The sequence below is a fragment of the Nitrospira sp. KM1 genome, from assembly GCF_011405515.1.
In the GTDB taxonomy this organism is placed as follows: domain Bacteria; phylum Nitrospirota; class Nitrospiria; order Nitrospirales; family Nitrospiraceae; genus Nitrospira_C.
Window position 1 is genome coordinate 1,994,142 of record NZ_AP022671.1, and the last position, 15,827, is coordinate 2,009,968.

Genomic DNA, 15,827 nt, shown 5'->3' on the forward strand with positions numbered 1-15,827 from the left:
CGCATGCGCGATGCATTTTCTTGACAGGAGGCTAGCTACTGCTATCGTTGAAAGCATGACTATGTCTATTTCGGCATACGTATGCCTGCTGGCACGGAAAGGCAGGCGGACCTCTATCGGACTTCTGGTGGCGAGTTTTCTTATTTGGGGCTGTGCGGATCAGATCTCGGCCGAGATCTACCAATACGTTGGACCGAACGGAACGATTTCACTCACAAATGTGCCCAGCGATGCCCGCTATCGTCGGTTTGAAATGGACGCGGCTCAATTCCCCTCTGTGATTTCCGAACGGGAGCTTGAGCCTCTCATCCGCCGTCATTCAACACAACAACAACTGCATCCGGCCCTCATCCGGGCGGTGATCAAAGCAGAATCCAACTTTGACCCGCGAGCGGTGTCCCGGGCAGGAGCGATCGGCCTCATGCAACTGATGCCTCAGACGGCAATACGAATGGACGTGCGCGACCTCTACGATCCAGAGGATAACGTGGCCGGCGGGACGCGGTATCTACGTCAACTCCTGGACCGCTTTCACGGCAACCTACCCCTTGCACTGGCGGCCTATAACGCCGGCGAAAGCGTTGTCGAGCGGTACCAGGCTCTGCCACCCATTGCCGAAACTCGCCAGTATGTGAAGAAAGTGCTCCGATACTACCGCACGTTTCTGGTTCGTGACGGAGTGATTACCGAACGACCCATCAGCCGGTACGCCCCCGCAAGGTCAGTAGCAGCCCCTGAGACTTCCGAGATCGTTTCTCGCTGAACGCGCTGTCGATCGACAGGCGGCTGTGTTCCTGCCAGCCTGCGCGCTTCTCTTGTGGAAAGTCCGATCGGTAATGTGCTCCTACGCTGTTTTCCCTCCAGAGTGCCGCTTCCGCGATGCACTGTCCGACCTGGATCATGTTTTTGACTTCCAGCGCGGCGCGACTCGAGAACGGTTGCGCCGTGATCTGAGCCCATCGTGATAGTTGGGCGCAGGCGCGAATGAGTGATTCTCCCGAGCGAATGACACCGACCTGGCCCCACATGGTCCGTCGGAGCGAGCTGCGAATTTTTTCAACATCCTCCACAGAGCCGAGGTGTTCGGACCTGAGAGCCGCTTCATGAGCGGCCAGCGACGGCACGGCGTGACGCGCCGCATAGTCCATAGCAGCTCCCGCAGCGCGTGCTCCGAACACTAAACCCTCAAGCAGCGAATTGCTCGCCAATCGGTTGGCGCCATGCACCCCGCTGCAGGCCACTTCTCCGGCAGCGAAGAGTCCGGGTACCGTCGTCGCTCCGTGCAAGTCGGTCCAAGCACCGCCCATCACATAGTGGGCGCTTGGGGATACCGGAATCCACTCTTCCGTAATGTCGATGTCATATCGAAGACACGTTGCATAAATAGTCGGAAACCGGCGTTTGATGAAGTGCGACCCGAGGTGCGTCACATCGAGATACACATGCCGCGCCTTGGTTGCCGCCATTTCGGCCCAAATCGCCCGCGAGACAATGTCCCTGGGTGCCAACGCTCCCATCGGATGGTATCGATCCATGAACAGTTCGCCCTTCGTATTGCGGAGACGGGCTCCTTCGCCCCTCATCGCTTCCGACAAAAGAAACGGGGGTGAGGACGGCAAGTAGAGCGCGGTCGGATGGAACTGAATAAATTCCATGTCCTGCAGGACCGCTCCCGCTCGAAGCGCCATCGCCATTCCGTCTCCAGTCGCATTGGCAGGATTCGTCGTCCGGGCGTAGAGTTGTCCGGCACCTCCCGTCGAAAGTACGACGGCTTTGGCGGGAAGGATGAACCGCTTGCCTGAATGCTCATCCAGAACGAGCGCGCCACCGCATCTTCCCGATTCAACAACCAGATCGATTGTGAAATGATAATCAAGCCGCTGAATGCGCTTGTTTCGAATGGCTTCCGCGATCAGGACACGCACCATCTCGTTTCCAGTCGCGTCGCCACGAGCCCGAAGAATCCGACTGCGACTATGCGCAGCCTCCCGCGCAAACGCGAATTTTCCTCCGGACTTGTCGAACTGCGCACCCCAGCGTATGAGTTCTTGTATTCGAGCCGGCCCTTCTTCCACGAGCACCCGCACGGCATCTTTTCGACACAAACCATGCCCGGCCTTGAGCGTGTCCGTGAGGTGAATCGTGACGTCATCCTCCTCGCTCATGGCAACCGCTACTCCTCCTTGCGCGTGGGTGGAGCTGCTCTGAAGGGGATGCCCTTTGGTGAGCACCAGAACACGACCGGCACGACTCAGTTCTAGGGCCGCTCGAAGACCGGCCACGCCGCTCCCGACAACGAGGAAATCCGCTTCGCGGGAAAGATTGGAAGACTTCCGGTGACGCATCGGTTATTTCTTGGTCGATGGTGTGCCGACGCCCGATTGCCGTGCGGCAATGCCGAAAGGGGCGTCACCTTGTAATCCCCGAAGCAAGACGGCTTTCGTGCCAACCCACTGCAGGCGTGAGTGCCCACGTTGACGAAGGCCAGGGTCTTCGAGGTCTTTTTTCCAAACCCCTTGCCAGTGGACGTACACGTCGATGTCGTCATTTTCAATCATGATGCGTTCGACTCTGAATTCAAGCAGGATTTTTTGAAACGCCTCGAAATCACCTTCCGCATCTCCCTGCAGTCGTTCAAGCTGCTCCGTCGGCACCATGAGGGACGTCATGCCTGAGAGGTCCTTCTTCACGTAGGCCTCACGCAGCGACTCGACAGCCTTGTCAATACGAACATAGCGTTCATGATCCTCTGGATATTGCAGAACCTTCGATCCACATCCGGCGCCGGGGATCAGCATGGCGATGAGCATCGCGACACAAGCGGCGGATCGATGGATTGGATAGACGTCCATTCGTGCAGTATAGAAACCGGTCGCAAAGCGGTCAAGGCGCGGCATCGCTCTTTGACTCGACGATCACCATGGGATGTCTCGTCGCGTTGCTTGCATTTTTACATGAAAGCACTTAGACTCGCGTTCCATTGGAGAACTCGCATGGCCAGTGTACTGAAAAAGCGCCGAAAGAAAATGCGCAAGCATAAATATAAAAAGCTGCGCCGGCGTCAAAAGTTCCTTCGTCGAAAAAGTTAAACTCGCCCAGCGCTGTGGGAGGAGGCTCTTGTGCCTGAAGGCAAGAAGGTTCGCATCCGCGTCCGCACGGTCAACTGCGTCTACGTGGGCGATTTCTTGATTCCACCCATGCGCAACCGCGTCTCAGATGCGATCAACGAAGAACAGCGGCTGTTCATCAGCCTGACGGACGTCGTGATCAATGACAAGGACCGCTCGGACTTCGTCGCCATCAACAAGAATCTGATCGAATCGATCGCCCAATTGTAGAAAATCGCCCGCCCGCCCGCTGAGTTTTTCACGCGTGATCGTTCTCTTCGCCTCTCAACGCCAATGTCTCCGAGATGCAAAATTTTAGACGATTCATCCCGTTCCTGAAGCCGTACCTCGGTCGGATGGTTTTGGCCGGACTATTGGTGATGATCGTCGCCGCCATCAATCTTCTACTGTTGAGGCTGGCGGGGCACGTGTGGGATGTCATCACGGTCCACCATGACGTCGAGGGCATGACGCGTCTGATCGGGTGGTTTCTCGCCTTGGTCGTCGTGCAAGGCGTGTGCTCCATGGGACACAGCTACCTGACCGCCTGGGTGTCCCAACGCATCGTCGCTGACTTTCGTATTCACCTGTTTTCTCATCTTCAACGACTCTCCGTCAGCTTTTTCACCAAAAGGCGTACCGGTGAATTGCTGTCTCGTCTCATGAACGACGTGACCGTGATCCAGTCGATCACGACGGATACTCCTATCGACACGGCGAAACAACTCGTGACCTTGATCGGCGGGATCGGATTTCTTTTGGTCATGAATTGGCGGCTCTGTCTGTTGATTCTGATTCTGCTTCCGCTGCTGGTGCTGGTCGCACGGTTGTTCGGCCGCCGTCTTAAATCCCTTTCAACGTCAATACAGGACCAAACCGCAGCGCTCAGTACCGTCATCGAAGAAGTGATTTCCGGTATCCGCATCGTCAAGTCGTTCGTACAGACCGACCGTGAACAAGGGCGGTTCTCCGATCACATAGAGAAGGCGCTTCAACTGACCATGACGCGGGCAGGTATCATGGCCCTGTTCATTCCCGTCATCAGTCTCTTGACGTTTTCAGCGGCTGCAGCGGTTCTCTGGTACGGAGGGGCACAAGTGATTGATGGCACCGTGTCGGCCGGCGATCTCTTTGCGTTCGTACTCTTTGCCGGTATTCTAATCGGCCCATTCAGTTCGGCCGCGAGAGTCTTTGCGCAATTACGAGAGGCACAAGGAGCCACCCAACGAGTCTTTGAAATTCTCGATGCACGATCCGAAGTCTCAGACAGGCCAGGAGCGACCTCCGTAACGACAATCACGGGACGGTTGCAGCTCGAACAGGTCGGCTTTCATTACGACCTGCGCCAACCGGTGCTCATGGATATTTCCTTTGAGGCGCAACCTGGAGAATGCATCGCGATAGTGGGGCCAACCGGTTCAGGGAAAAGCACGCTCATGAATCTTCTTCATCGGTTTTATGATCCGACGCAAGGGGTGATTCGCGTCGACGGACGGGATCTTCGAGATATCTCTCTCGAGAGCTGGTATCGGCAGGTCGCACTCGTGCCGCAGGAAACTGTGTTGTTCGGAGGAACGATTTTGGACAACATTCGATACGGCAACCAAGAGGCAAGCGAGAAGGCGGTTGAAGAAGCCAGCCGTGCAGCACACGCCCACGACTTCATCACCGCCTTTCCCGACGCGTACCAAACCGTTGTCGGCGAGAAAGGCATCAATCTCTCAGGCGGCCAACGTCAACGCATTGCCATCGCACGAGCCATCTTGAAAAACTCCAGAGTCCTCCTGCTCGACGAAGCCACGTCTGCGCTGGACAGTGAATCGGAGCGCCTCGTCCAGGAGGCCTTTGAACGATTGATGACTGGGAAAACCACTTTCGTCGTCGCTCACCGACTCACGACTATTCAGCGAGCCGACCGTATTCTCGTCCTGAATCAAGGCCGCATCGTGGAAACCGGCACTCACGGCGATTTGCTGGGCCGAAAGGGGCTGTATCACTACCTGTATACCCTGAGACTCAATGAATTACCGGCATGACCCGGCCCGAGCTGGTCGATATCCAGGGGGCTGGCTGCCGATGGTCCGCACCTTCCCAGTCGTTCTATCGGTCTCGCGGAGTAAAACCTGAGTAGAGGCCCTTTCAATGATTCCGCACCCTCGCCATCGGCGCTGTCTCAAGCCACCGGTCGATAGTCCGAAAGAGAGTAGAGACAGCTCCCTATTGACGCTCCGGCAAAGATTGGACCCGACATGAAACATCTCCTCGTGGTCGATGACGATCCAGCACTTCCGGTTCAGTTTCGTTCTATGCTTGGCGAAGGTTTGGGCGAGTGGATTGTTCATGGCGCCACCACTGCCGACACCGCGATCAAAACTATGTGTGCCGCATCGATCGACATTGTCTTTGTGGGCACGCATTTGGGAGGGATCGGAGGCATAGAACTGCTTACAGACATCAAACATCGATTCCCCCTGACAATCAGAATCGCCATGTCGGGAGCTGCGCATCAAACAATGGTGATGCGCTTCCTTGAAGTGGCTCACCAGTTCATTCCAAAGCCAGTCATCCCGGAGGCTTTTAGATCCGCGCTGGCTCGAGCCACCTGCCTGCCGCAGATGTCGACGGAGTCGATTCGCGGTCTGGTCGCCGACCTCCGTAGCGTTCCGTGTCTGCCTGACATTTACCAAGAGTTGGTGGCAGAACTGCAATCCCCACGAGCTTCAATCGAGGCGGCTGCTCGCATCCTATCGCGCGATATGGCCATGGTGTCCAAGATCATGCAAGTGGTGAATTCCGCCTACTTTAGCCTGCGCCGAACGATCTCGAGCCCAGCTCATGCCATGGCCCTTCTGGGGATTGATACAGTCAAGTCTCTCGTGCTCGGCCTCCAGATCTTTTCTCAGTTTCCGCAGACGGCGTCGCTCCCACTCTCGGTTGACACACTCTGGAGGCACGCCATGTCTTGCGCGGTATCCGCACGTGCGATTGCTCAGGCAGCGGGCCTGGGCACCCTTGCCGTTGAAGCAGCGTTTGTCGCGGGCTTGGTTCACGACCTAGGACTCCTCATTCTCGCGACTAATTACCCAGATCGTTATGCTGCAGTCTTGCGTGGATGCGGTCAGAATATGCACGCCCGTGTCGCCGCCGAAACGGAGGTCTTCGGAGCTTCTCACTGCGAGATCGCGGGGTATTTACTCGGAATTTGGGGCTTGCAGGACTCGATCGTGGAGGCTGCGAGCTATCATCACAAGCCGTCCTGCCGGCCGCATCGTGCGATGTCTGTGCTCACCGCCGTGCACGTCGCCGACGCCTTGGACGATGAAGGGCTCACATTAGGCGAACCGTGCAATCCCGAATCAATTGATATGGCGTATCTATCCGCATGCGGGGTCGTGCAGCATCTCTCGCGGTGGCGTGAAACATGCCGCCAAGCGGCATAAACAAGCAGGATCTCGTGGCCGGCTTAACGGCGCGGGCTGGAAACGCGGCCTTCGGCCAAGACATGGTTTAGAGCATCACTCAGCTCTTGCAGTCGCACTTCCATTGTGCGATAGGCCGTGCCAGCCGTCGCCAGATCACCGCTGCGACCGAGTTCCTCCAGCTGCTTTGCGCACTCGGAAACAGAATGAGCACAGAACTGGAGTACGGATCCTTTGAGACGGTGTGCAGCCGTCGCCAAACTTTGAGCATCGCTACGGTCCAAGGCCGCCCGTGCTGCGGCTAGCTCCTTAGGGCTCTCTTCAAGGAAGAGTACGGCCAATTCGACGAAGAGAGCTTGATCCCCATCGAGGCTCGCCAGTACCTGTTCGAAATCGAATACCGCGCGTGCATCCACCGAAGCGCCTCGTCTTCAGGCAAGCCGTTGTAAGCCGACCATCGCCGCGTCATCACGAAAGTGCTCGGCCTGTTGCCATGCGCGAGACGCGAGTAGACATCGGTCGATCGTTTCGATCAACGACTGGTCGGCCTGTTGCTCAATCACTTGTTGAAGTCTTTCTCTTCCCCATAACTCTTTGTCTGGAGACATCGTTTCATAAATGCCGTCACTCAGCAGGTATAGACGGTCACGAGGATGTATGCCGCTGGTCATGGCACGGTAGGTCGCGTCGTGAGTGAACCCCAATGGGAGATTCGTCTGACTCAGCCAGATGCATGACTGATCCGGCCGGCACAAGGCCGCGCCTCCGTGCCCTGCCGAAACAGACGTCAGCGTCCACGTAGGCAGGTGGATCGTTCCCACCCAGAGCGTGAAATAGTCTCCCTCTTCTGTCATGGGAAATCGCCGGTTGGCTTCCGTCACGATGGCTTCCGGATCGTACGATCCGACTACGTGGATCAGATTGTCGGGGTGCAGGAAGCCCACCATTGCCGCGGCCCGCAATGCGGCCGACACACCATGTCCCGACGCATCAAGCATGAATAGCCCGAGATGCTCAGGCCCCCAGGGCCGCACCCCGAAGAGATCCCCGCCCAGTGTTAAAGAGGGCAAATATCGCCATGTCATGGCCATTCCGGGAACCGGTCGCCCCGGCGGGGGCAATAAGGATTCAATGAATCGCGCGGAGGACAGCAAATCTTCTTCCAGTACCGCTTGCTTCGCCACAAGGTCATGGTTGGACCGTTTTAAATCATCACGGGTCCGCTCTAGTTGTGTCACCAGGGCATGAGCCCGTAGTCCGGCCTGCACCCGTGCCCCGATTTCCTGGAGACTGGCAGATTTACTCAAGAAGTCATCGGCTCCTCTGGCAAGTCCTTCGGCAATCTGCTCTGGCTGATCGTGCGCGGTCATCATAATGATCTGACTGGTCGCCATGGCTGCATCGCGGCGCAACGTTTCGCATAGCGTCGGTCCGTCCATCCCGGGCATCATCCAATCGACGATGATAAGATCCGGCCGAGACTGGTGCACCAATTCGAGCCCCTCGGCTCCATCCTTCGCTTCGATCACCTGATATCCCATATTTTTCAAGCGGCCGGCGAGGCTTCGTCTGGCCACTGGTTCGTCGTCGATCACCAACACCGAGGCGGTCCTGGGCACCGATGTCGGGTCTAGCTGGCTAGGATTGTCGTATGGCATGTGGAGGGCTTCCGGTTATGCCGCCGCGTCACTTTTCGAAGTCAACGCGTCGGATTCGCTGTTGTGGATGGGAATTAATTTCGAGATATTGGCCAGCGCAAGAATTTCTCGCACGTAACTTTGAGGATTGACCAAGCTCAACCGGACCTGGCTCAGTTTCAGGTTCTGTGAGAGCAGCGCCAACAATCCGAGCCCTGAACTGTCGAGGAACTGAACCTGCTCCATGTCGAAAATGATATGCCGACATCCGGTCTTCTTGACTTGCTCCACGGCATCTTTGAATGCCGTCCGGTTGTCGTATGTCAAATCTCCTTGGAGTTCCAAGACGACCGCCTGTTTGGACTCTCGCTGCCTGATTTCCATGTCCAGTTCCTTCTCCACGTCGACCCGTGCGACTATGCAGTAGTGGCGGTCGAGGCCTCCTGCTCGGATTGGAAAATCGGCATCATCTTGTGAATGCCTGATATGGTCAGTAATCTCATCACTTGCTCAGTCGGCTTGAGGAGTCCAAATATCTTGTGCTGCTGCTTTAGCCGCTGATGAGTCGTGGCGAGGATACTGAGCGCCGCGCTGTCGATGAAATGGACTTCGTGCAAATCAAGGAGCACTTTGGTGCAATCCGGACCGACCGCCTGGTTGAGTGCGGTAGTCAGCGCCTGGCGATCTGCATATCGCAAGCCCCCCTTCAGCGATACAATCACGTGGCTGTTCACAATGGTCGTCTGGATCACCATCTCCGCACTGACCCTTCAACAGGCGTCCGCATGACCGGTCTACGGGGTGACATCCGTTCATCTTCGTATCGGTCGATTGGCGACAATTCTTTATGACCTGCTCAATTCCGCTCTGGCACTCGATTGCCCAACTCCGAGTTGTTCGGAGCCGATAGCACAACGGTCACCGTCACTTCGTTTCCCGATCCCCGGTACAGCAGTTCGGGGAAGCAGAGCCTCCGGGCTGTCGCAATTCCTCGTCCGTGCAGTTCGTGAAGACCTTCAGGACGGAACTCGAGGTAAGGTCTCCAATCGAACCCTTCGCCTTCATCCCGTATTGTTAATTGAATGATTCCAGGCGCGCGTTCCAGCTGCAGTGTGGCATATCGGCCGGCATAGGGCGGCATGACCAATCGGCGAGCCACTTCCGCGTCGAGGCCGTCGGAAGCCAACAGTTGGGATTTTTCTTCGAAAGAAATGCCAAGATTTCCATGCTCAACCGCATTGAGCAGAAGCTCACAAATCGCGATGTCATATTTCTGCGGCTCAGGGAAGAGACCAGCCACGCAGGAAGCCAATCCTCTCGCCTCCTCAAGCGTGCGGAATTTGAAGTGTGCGCCATGCAGAAGCCGCATGGTGTCGGCCATGTAGCGCGCAATGCCGGCCGATGCTTTGGCCAGCCGACAGGCCTTGTCTGCCAGCATCGCCAATCCGAGACCATCCGCCTCTCCCTCATCCACTCGCGCAGACAGAACCTCGGTTTCGCTCATCATACGGTCAATCGCCGTCACGATGTCGGACATTGGACGGGGTCCCCGGAGCTTGGATTATACGTGCTATTGCACAACGGGCGGTGCAGGAGTATCGACATCCGCCCCGGCGGCATCATCGAGAAACGACGGTGCATTCGCGGCATCTTCTCGTCCCAGTGCATCGTGCGCTTGCGGCAATGCCGTCTTCTCCGCCAAGAGAACAATTTCTACGCGCCTGTTTTTGGCCCGACTTTCCGGAGTCAGGTTGTCGGTTCTCGGCACGGAGTCCGCACGGCCAACCGCGCTCAGCCGATTCGCCGGAACCCCGTTCAACTCCGCCATGACGCGAACCACCATTACCGCGCGTACGGCCGACAATTCCCAGTTGGATGGATACTGAGCGGTTCGGATGGGCACATTGTCAGTATGGCCCTCGATGCGCACCTGTCGGTCCAATTCGATCAAGACGTCCGACAGGGCCTTAAGGAATGGGAGCGCCTCGTGGCGCAACGATGCTTCTCCGCTGTTAAACATCACATGATCGGGAACGGTAATGATCAGATCTCCCGACGCGTGTTCGATCATTTCGATCAATTCGAGCCCCGTTGTCTCTTTGAGCGACTTCATGATGGCGCGAAGGCGCCGGATCACCGGCTCTTTCGCGTCAACCGGTGCGTGCATGGTCGTCGGCTTGGCTGTGCCGATGGTAAAGGCCAACTTGCTGGTGGGAGCGCTGACAACGGGATTCAAGGCGGCCTTGATGGATTCGCTCACCGTTCGATATTTCCCTTCGTTGACGGACGACACCGAATACATCACGACGAAAAATGCGAACAGCAGAGTAATGAAGTCCGCATACGAGACCAGCCACCGCTCATGATTCTCATGTTCTTCGTGCTTATGCTTTGCCATACATCAACTGCCGCCATTCTGGCTTGGATCACTCACACGAACCAGCATGGACGCCGCGATCGCCGAGAGCGGCAACACTTTGTCCACTGCGCCAAGTTTGATGGCTTCCTTGGGCATGCCAAAGACCACACAGCTTGCCTCATCTTGCGCAATGGTATGGGCTCCGACCTGCTTCATCGCCAACATCCCTTTCGCGCCATCGCCTCCCATACCGGTCAGGATGACACCGACCGCGTTTCGTCCGGCCACTCGTGCGACGGAGTCGAACATCACGTCGACCGATGGGCGATGCCGATTGACGGGAGGATCCTGATTGATCTTCACCGAATAGCGCGCTCCGCTCCGTACCAGGGTCATGTGATAGCTCCCCGGCGCAACCAGTGCATGACCAGGGAGCACACTGTCCCCATCCTGTGCTTCTTTGACGGAAATGCGCGACAGGCTGTTCAACCGGTCCGCCCAGGTCTTGGTGAACCGTTCAGGCATGTGTTGGGTGATCAAGATCGGAGGGGTGTTTGCGGGCAGCACTTCGAGCACCTCTTTGACTGCTTCGGTCCCGCCCGTCGAGGAACCGATGGCGATGATCGTGTCCGTCGTCTTGATCATGGCGGACTCCAGCAGTTTTCGAGGCATTGGCTCATTGGATGCCGCAGCTTGACGAGGCCGGACTGTCGCGCGCGCGGCGGCTTTGATCTTCGCAATGAGATCCTGCGCGACGTCTTCCATGCCTTCGCGCAGATCGATTTTCGGCTTGGTGATGAAGTCCACCGCTCCGAGCTCCAAGGCCCGCAACGTTGTTTCACAGCCGGCCTCCGTCAAAGAACTCACCATGACGACCGGCATCGGATGACCTCGCATCAACTTTTCAAGAAAGGTCAGTCCGTCCATTTTCGGCATCTCCACGTCGAGGGTCAGCACGTCCGGATCCAAGGCTTTGATCTTTTCACGCGCGATGTAGGGATCGGGAGCGGCGCCGACCACCTCAATGTCGGCGTCACGTGAAAGAAGAGAGGCCAACAGTTGGCGCATAAGGGCTGAATCGTCCACAGTCAAGACGCGAATGTTTCCCATAGGGCCTTTCGGAGTCGATCCCTTCTGGACCGCGCTTAGAACAACGTAACGTCCTCGACAGGCTGCTGTTTCACCGCTTGGATCTTGACTGCATACTCCGATTCGCGGTCATGAATCGTACGATTCTTCACCCGTTCGAGTTTTTTCATCAGCACACGACCAGAATCGGTAAAATAGTAGACTTTCCGCGGAAACACATCGCCCAGGTCTGTTTTCATCGGCGCCAGACCTTCTGTCTTCAGAAAGTCCAGGACCCATGCAGTGTTACGCGCTCCCACATCGATATTGCCTTCATAGATTTTCCCTGCCCCGAACAATTTGACCTCGAGTCGTCCTTTCAGACCGCCACGCTTCAGGATCTCATTGATGAGCGATTCCATTGCGAACGATCCATATCGGGTGGACTCTCCCCAAGAATCATGAGTTCCGTCCTTCGGCGCCGGCAGCATGAAATGGTTCATCCCTCCCACGCCGGCAATCGGATCCCGAATACAGGCAGAAATACAGGATCCCAACACCGTATACACAATCATGGGCTCTCGGCTGACGAAGAATTCTCCCGGCAAAATCGATGCGATTTCGTAGGGAAAGCGGTTATCGCGCATACGACGAATATGCGCAAATTGCGCCGTATCGACATCCGACATGGCCTCATCGCTCCTTCTGATAGATGGTGGGGGCCAATGCTTTGAATGGGTGTTTCACCCATTGCAGACTCTCCGAATGCCCGATGAATAGGTATCCTCCTGGTTTCAGGTAGCGATGAAACTTGTTGACGAGACGTTCCTGAGTCGGACGATCGAAATAGATCATGACATTCCGACAAAAAATGAGATCGAGCGGACTCTTGATCGGATAGTGGTCATCCATGAGATTTAAGCGGCGAAAGCGGATAATCTGCCCTAAATGCGGCTTGATCTTGATATTTCCGACGCTGGAGCCACGCCCTCGAAGAAAATGACGCTTGACGACCTCGGGCGGGACATCACGGACGCGCTCTTCGTCGTACACGCCTGAAGCCGCTCTGGCGAGGACGCGCGTCGACAGATCGGACGCCAGAATCTTGAAATCCCATTCCGATGGATTCTGAACGCTGTCATACAGCGTCATGGCAATCGTATAGGGCTCCTCCCCTGACGAACAGGCGGACGACCAGATTCGAATCTGTTTGGCCTTGGCCAGTTCCGGAAGAATGCGGTCCCGTAGAAACTCGAAATGCTTGGGTTCTCGAAAGAAGTCGGTCTTATTCGTGGAGATCAGATCCAGCATCCTTGTAAACTCGTCGCTTGCCGGATCCTCCATCAGGCGATTGTAGTACTCCGAGAATGTGGCAAACCCGAGGTCCCTCAAACGCTTCGACAAGCGAGAGGCCAGGAGCGAGCGCTTTTGTTCGCCAAGAGAGATGCCGCTTTCATCGTAGATCAGTCGGCGAAAGCGTTCGAACTCTTCCGTGGAGATGGCATAATCCATGAGTGGTCGGCTCCGGTACAGCGCACACGCATGTCGGCGTGGGCGAGGTGGACTGAATCTCTATCGGTTCAGTTGCCGGGATTCTTGACCGTAGGCAAGACTCGATGAGTGGAGGAAATTTTCGGGGAAGCCGGCTGCACGCGACGGGAGCAACCCTTCATCAGGAAGCGTGACGGGGGCCGACCGTTTGGTCAACCCCCGATGGGTCCTTCTAGAATTCCTCGAATCCGTCGTCATTGCCAGATCGGTGTGGAACCGTTCCGGCTCCCACGGCGACGGGCGCCTTTCGATCAACCGATCTGAGTACGGCCTTCTTGATCGAAGACTTGCCCGGAGTCGCGTGGCTCAAGGGCTTGACCTCGCTCTTCGGCTTGTCCTGGGAGGATTCTGCATGGCTCGCGTTCACTCTGAATGCCGCCATCTGTTGCATGAGTTCTTTGGCCTGCTCTTTCATGGACTGGCTGGCGCTGGTGGTCTCTTCGACCAACGCGGCATTCTGTTGTGTCGTCTCGTCCATCTGCATGACGGCCTTGTTCACCTGATCAATGCCGCTGGCCTGTTCCTGCGACGCGGCCGTGATTTCCGCAATAATGTCGCTCACCCGCTTCACCGAATGCACGATCTCCTCCAAGGTCTTGCCGGCTTGATTGACCAATTCGCTGCCGTCGGAGACCCGCTGGATGGACTCGTTGATCAGCCCCTTGATTTCTTTCGCCGCCGTCGCCGACCGCTGAGCCAGGTTCCGCACCTCGGCCGCCACCACCGCAAAGCCCCGGCCGTGTTCGCCCGCTCGGGCGGCTTCCACCGCCGCATTCAGCGCCAGCAAATTCGTCTGGAAGGCGATCTCGTCGATCACCGTAATGATGTCGGCAATCTTCTTGCTGCTCTGCGTGATGGCCCCCATGGCTTCGACCGCCCGCACGGTGACGGTGCCGCCTTTATCGGCGGTCTCCCGCGCCGCGGCTGCCAACTGATTCGCCTGCTTGGCATTGTCGGCATTCTGCTTCACGGTCGAGGTCATCTCTTCCATCGAGGCGCTGGTCTCTTCCAAGGAGGACGCCTGCTCGCTTGTCCGCTGGGAGAGATCTTCGTTGCCCTTGGTAATCTGTTCGGCGCCGGCCGAGACGCTTTCCACGGCATCCCGTACAGCCGTGACGGTCCCGGTCAACTTCTGCACCGCCAGGTTGATGCTGGTCTTGATTTCCGACAGCCCGCCCTCGCAGGGAATCGTCATGTGTTCGGTCAGATCCCCTTGCGCCAAGGAGCCCAACACCCGTTTGGCCTCCACCATGAACTCTTCCATCTTGGCGGCCTGCGCCCGTTCCGCCGTCACCTTCGTTTCCAGTTGCGTCCCCATTTCATTGAACGCCTGGCCCAACTGCCCCACCTCGTCCCGCGTCGTCACGGCACACCGCGCCGCTAAATTGCCCCGGGCCAAATCATTCGCGACAGTTGCGATGCTGATCAGACCGTTCGTGATGTATCGTGCCACCAACCACCCGAACAGGAGACTGAGAGCAAGACCGACGGCGCTGGCGCCGACCATTGCGTTTCGAGTCGTCACAAAGGTCTGGACGGAATCCTCATACTTCTGTTCGGCAATCCTGGTCTTGACGGCCACTACCCGGTTGATCGCGTCCACAGCCGATTGATACTTGTCCGCGCCTTCCCCCTTCATGACTTCGATGGCGGCGTCCTGTTTGCCGCTCATCGCCAACGTCAAGACTTTTCCTTCTCGCACCGCCCGGTAGTCAGCCAAGGCGGATCGAAACCCGGCATAGGCTTGCTTCACGTCAGGCGATTCAATGAGGGCTTCGAACTGTTTGCTGGTCTCATCAATCCGTGTCTTCAGCTCGACGATTTTGGCGATGGCCGCGGTGCGATCGACCGCGTTCTTTGACAGGACAGCCTGTAACGCCCATCCCCGCTGTTGATGCACCATCCCGCGCACTTCGGTAATGATCATCAACGGTTTCAATTGCACGTTCTGAATGTTGTCGGTGTTCTCCCGCAATACGCTCGTATTGAAGAGACAGAGCGTGGTGAGTCCGACCATGACAAGGCCGGCGATTCCAAATCCCGCCATCAGTTTTGTCTTGGTCCTACAATGACTGAATGATTCCATCATGCCGGCACTCTCCGTTCACTGGACACAACCACACACCGTGACCATTCTCACGCCGCAGCGGTAAGGGATTCCTTAATAGCGGAATCCACGAGGAGCCGGTCGATATCGACCAGCGACACGAGTTTGTCCCCGGACTTGGCGATCCCGCTGAGAAACGTGACATCGACTTTGTTCCCGAACTCGGGAGGCGATTGAATGTCCTTGCGATCGAAATTGAGGACGTCGGACACGGCATCCACCACTAATCCCATCACCTTGTCTTGGACGACCACCACAACGATGACCGTAAACATGGTGTATTCGATTGTCGGCATTCCGAACTTCGTGCGGAGCTCGACGATGGGCACGATGGTGCCACGGAGGTTCAAGACTCCCTTGATATGAGACGGCGTATTCGGAATCCGAGTCACGGCCGTGTAGCCCTTGATTTCCTGTACTCGAAGAATGTCGACTCCGTAGAGTTCCTCTCCCAGACTGAACGTCAGAAATTGACTGCCGTCGTTGGCGCCCGTTTGCTGTTTCCCCACTTGAATCACAGTGTCCGCTACAGCGGCCATGATGTTCCCTCCCTGCCTGAAATGATCTCGGTTAAACCCA

Annotated in this window: 18 protein-coding genes; 5 read left to right on the forward strand and 13 right to left on the reverse strand. The window is 56.8% G+C overall.

Translation table 11 applies throughout. The features are described from left to right. Positions 1 to 55 precede the first annotated feature (55 nt). On the forward strand, positions 56 to 763 hold the full coding sequence (locus W02_RS09105; RefSeq protein ID WP_232068699.1) for a transglycosylase SLT domain-containing protein: 708 nt from the start codon (positions 56 to 58) through the stop codon (positions 761 to 763). On the opposite strand, the gene nadB is transcribed toward W02_RS09105, so the two are convergent. Further along, positions 699 to 2,345 carry an L-aspartate oxidase gene (nadB, locus tag W02_RS09110; RefSeq protein ID WP_173046935.1) on the reverse strand — a complete coding sequence of 549 codons (1,647 nt, stop codon included), beginning with the start codon at positions 2,343 to 2,345 and terminating at the stop codon, positions 699 to 701. The genes W02_RS09105 and nadB overlap by 65 nt on opposite strands. 3 nt (positions 2,346 to 2,348) lie before the next feature. After that, entirely contained in the window at positions 2,349 to 2,897 is a 549-nt protein-coding gene (locus W02_RS09115; RefSeq protein ID WP_173046937.1) for a hypothetical protein, read from the reverse strand. 96 nt (positions 2,898 to 2,993) lie between these two features. Between W02_RS09115 and W02_RS22125 the strand changes: the two genes are divergently transcribed. The 4 genes from W02_RS22125 (at position 2,994) to W02_RS09135 (ending at position 6,547) form a co-directional block, all read left to right on the forward strand. After that, on the forward strand, positions 2,994 to 3,089 hold the full coding sequence (locus tag W02_RS22125) for an AURKAIP1/COX24 domain-containing protein (protein WP_080880037.1): 96 nt from the start codon (positions 2,994 to 2,996) through the stop codon (positions 3,087 to 3,089). A 30-nt stretch (positions 3,090 to 3,119) separates the two neighbouring features. Next, complete coding sequence (locus W02_RS09125; RefSeq protein WP_173046939.1) at positions 3,120 to 3,338, forward strand: hypothetical protein; 219 nt, start codon at positions 3,120 to 3,122, stop codon at positions 3,336 to 3,338. Between the two features lie 74 nt (positions 3,339 to 3,412). Next, on the forward strand, positions 3,413 to 5,143 hold the full coding sequence (locus W02_RS09130; protein ID WP_173046941.1) for an ABC transporter ATP-binding protein: 1,731 nt from the start codon (positions 3,413 to 3,415) through the stop codon (positions 5,141 to 5,143). A 213-nt stretch (positions 5,144 to 5,356) separates the two neighbouring features. Next, the gene (locus W02_RS09135; RefSeq protein ID WP_173046943.1) at positions 5,357 to 6,547 is read left to right on the forward strand and encodes an HDOD domain-containing protein; all 1,191 of its coding nucleotides are present in this window, start codon (positions 5,357 to 5,359) and stop codon (positions 6,545 to 6,547) included. A gap of 23 nt (positions 6,548 to 6,570) precedes the next feature. Here the strand turns inward: W02_RS09135 and W02_RS09140 are convergent, their stop codons facing one another. From W02_RS09140 to W02_RS09190, 11 genes are all read right to left on the reverse strand, one after another. Next, on the reverse strand, positions 6,571 to 6,942 hold the full coding sequence (locus W02_RS09140; protein ID WP_173046945.1) for an Hpt domain-containing protein: 372 nt from the start codon (positions 6,940 to 6,942) through the stop codon (positions 6,571 to 6,573). 15 nt (positions 6,943 to 6,957) lie between these two features. Further along, positions 6,958 to 8,184, reverse strand: coding sequence for a PP2C family protein-serine/threonine phosphatase (locus tag W02_RS09145; protein ID WP_173046947.1), 1,227 nt, complete (start codon positions 8,182 to 8,184; stop codon positions 6,958 to 6,960). Positions 8,185 to 8,199: 15 nt separating this feature from the next. Continuing rightward, positions 8,200 to 8,547: an STAS domain-containing protein gene (locus W02_RS09150; protein WP_173046949.1), complete on the reverse strand. Its 348-nt coding sequence runs from the start codon at positions 8,545 to 8,547 to the stop codon at positions 8,200 to 8,202. A gap of 32 nt (positions 8,548 to 8,579) precedes the next feature. Continuing rightward, entirely contained in the window at positions 8,580 to 8,918 is a 339-nt protein-coding gene (locus tag W02_RS09155; protein WP_173046951.1) for an STAS domain-containing protein, read from the reverse strand. A gap of 101 nt (positions 8,919 to 9,019) precedes the next feature. Then, complete coding sequence (locus W02_RS09160) at positions 9,020 to 9,700, reverse strand: ATP-binding protein (RefSeq protein WP_173046953.1); 681 nt, start codon at positions 9,698 to 9,700, stop codon at positions 9,020 to 9,022. Between the two features lie 33 nt (positions 9,701 to 9,733). After that, a complete protein-coding gene (locus W02_RS09165) occupies positions 9,734 to 10,561 on the reverse strand; it encodes a flagellar motor protein MotB (protein ID WP_173046955.1) in 828 nt (275 codons plus the stop codon). Positions 10,562 to 10,564: 3 nt separating this feature from the next. Then, positions 10,565 to 11,632, reverse strand: a complete 1,068-nt coding sequence (locus W02_RS09170) for a chemotaxis response regulator protein-glutamate methylesterase (RefSeq protein WP_173046957.1) — start codon at positions 11,630 to 11,632, stop codon at positions 10,565 to 10,567. A gap of 35 nt (positions 11,633 to 11,667) precedes the next feature. Then, positions 11,668 to 12,279: a hypothetical protein gene (locus W02_RS09175; RefSeq protein ID WP_197742193.1), complete on the reverse strand. Its 612-nt coding sequence runs from the start codon at positions 12,277 to 12,279 to the stop codon at positions 11,668 to 11,670. 4 nt (positions 12,280 to 12,283) lie between these two features. Beyond that, entirely contained in the window at positions 12,284 to 13,102 is an 819-nt protein-coding gene (locus W02_RS09180) for a protein-glutamate O-methyltransferase CheR (protein ID WP_173046959.1), read from the reverse strand. Between the two features lie 211 nt (positions 13,103 to 13,313). Further along, complete coding sequence (locus tag W02_RS21875) at positions 13,314 to 15,230, reverse strand: methyl-accepting chemotaxis protein (protein WP_305080033.1); 1,917 nt, start codon at positions 15,228 to 15,230, stop codon at positions 13,314 to 13,316. 47 nt (positions 15,231 to 15,277) lie between these two features. After that, complete coding sequence (locus W02_RS09190) at positions 15,278 to 15,787, reverse strand: chemotaxis protein CheW (protein ID WP_173046961.1); 510 nt, start codon at positions 15,785 to 15,787, stop codon at positions 15,278 to 15,280. Positions 15,788 to 15,827 lie beyond the last annotated feature (40 nt).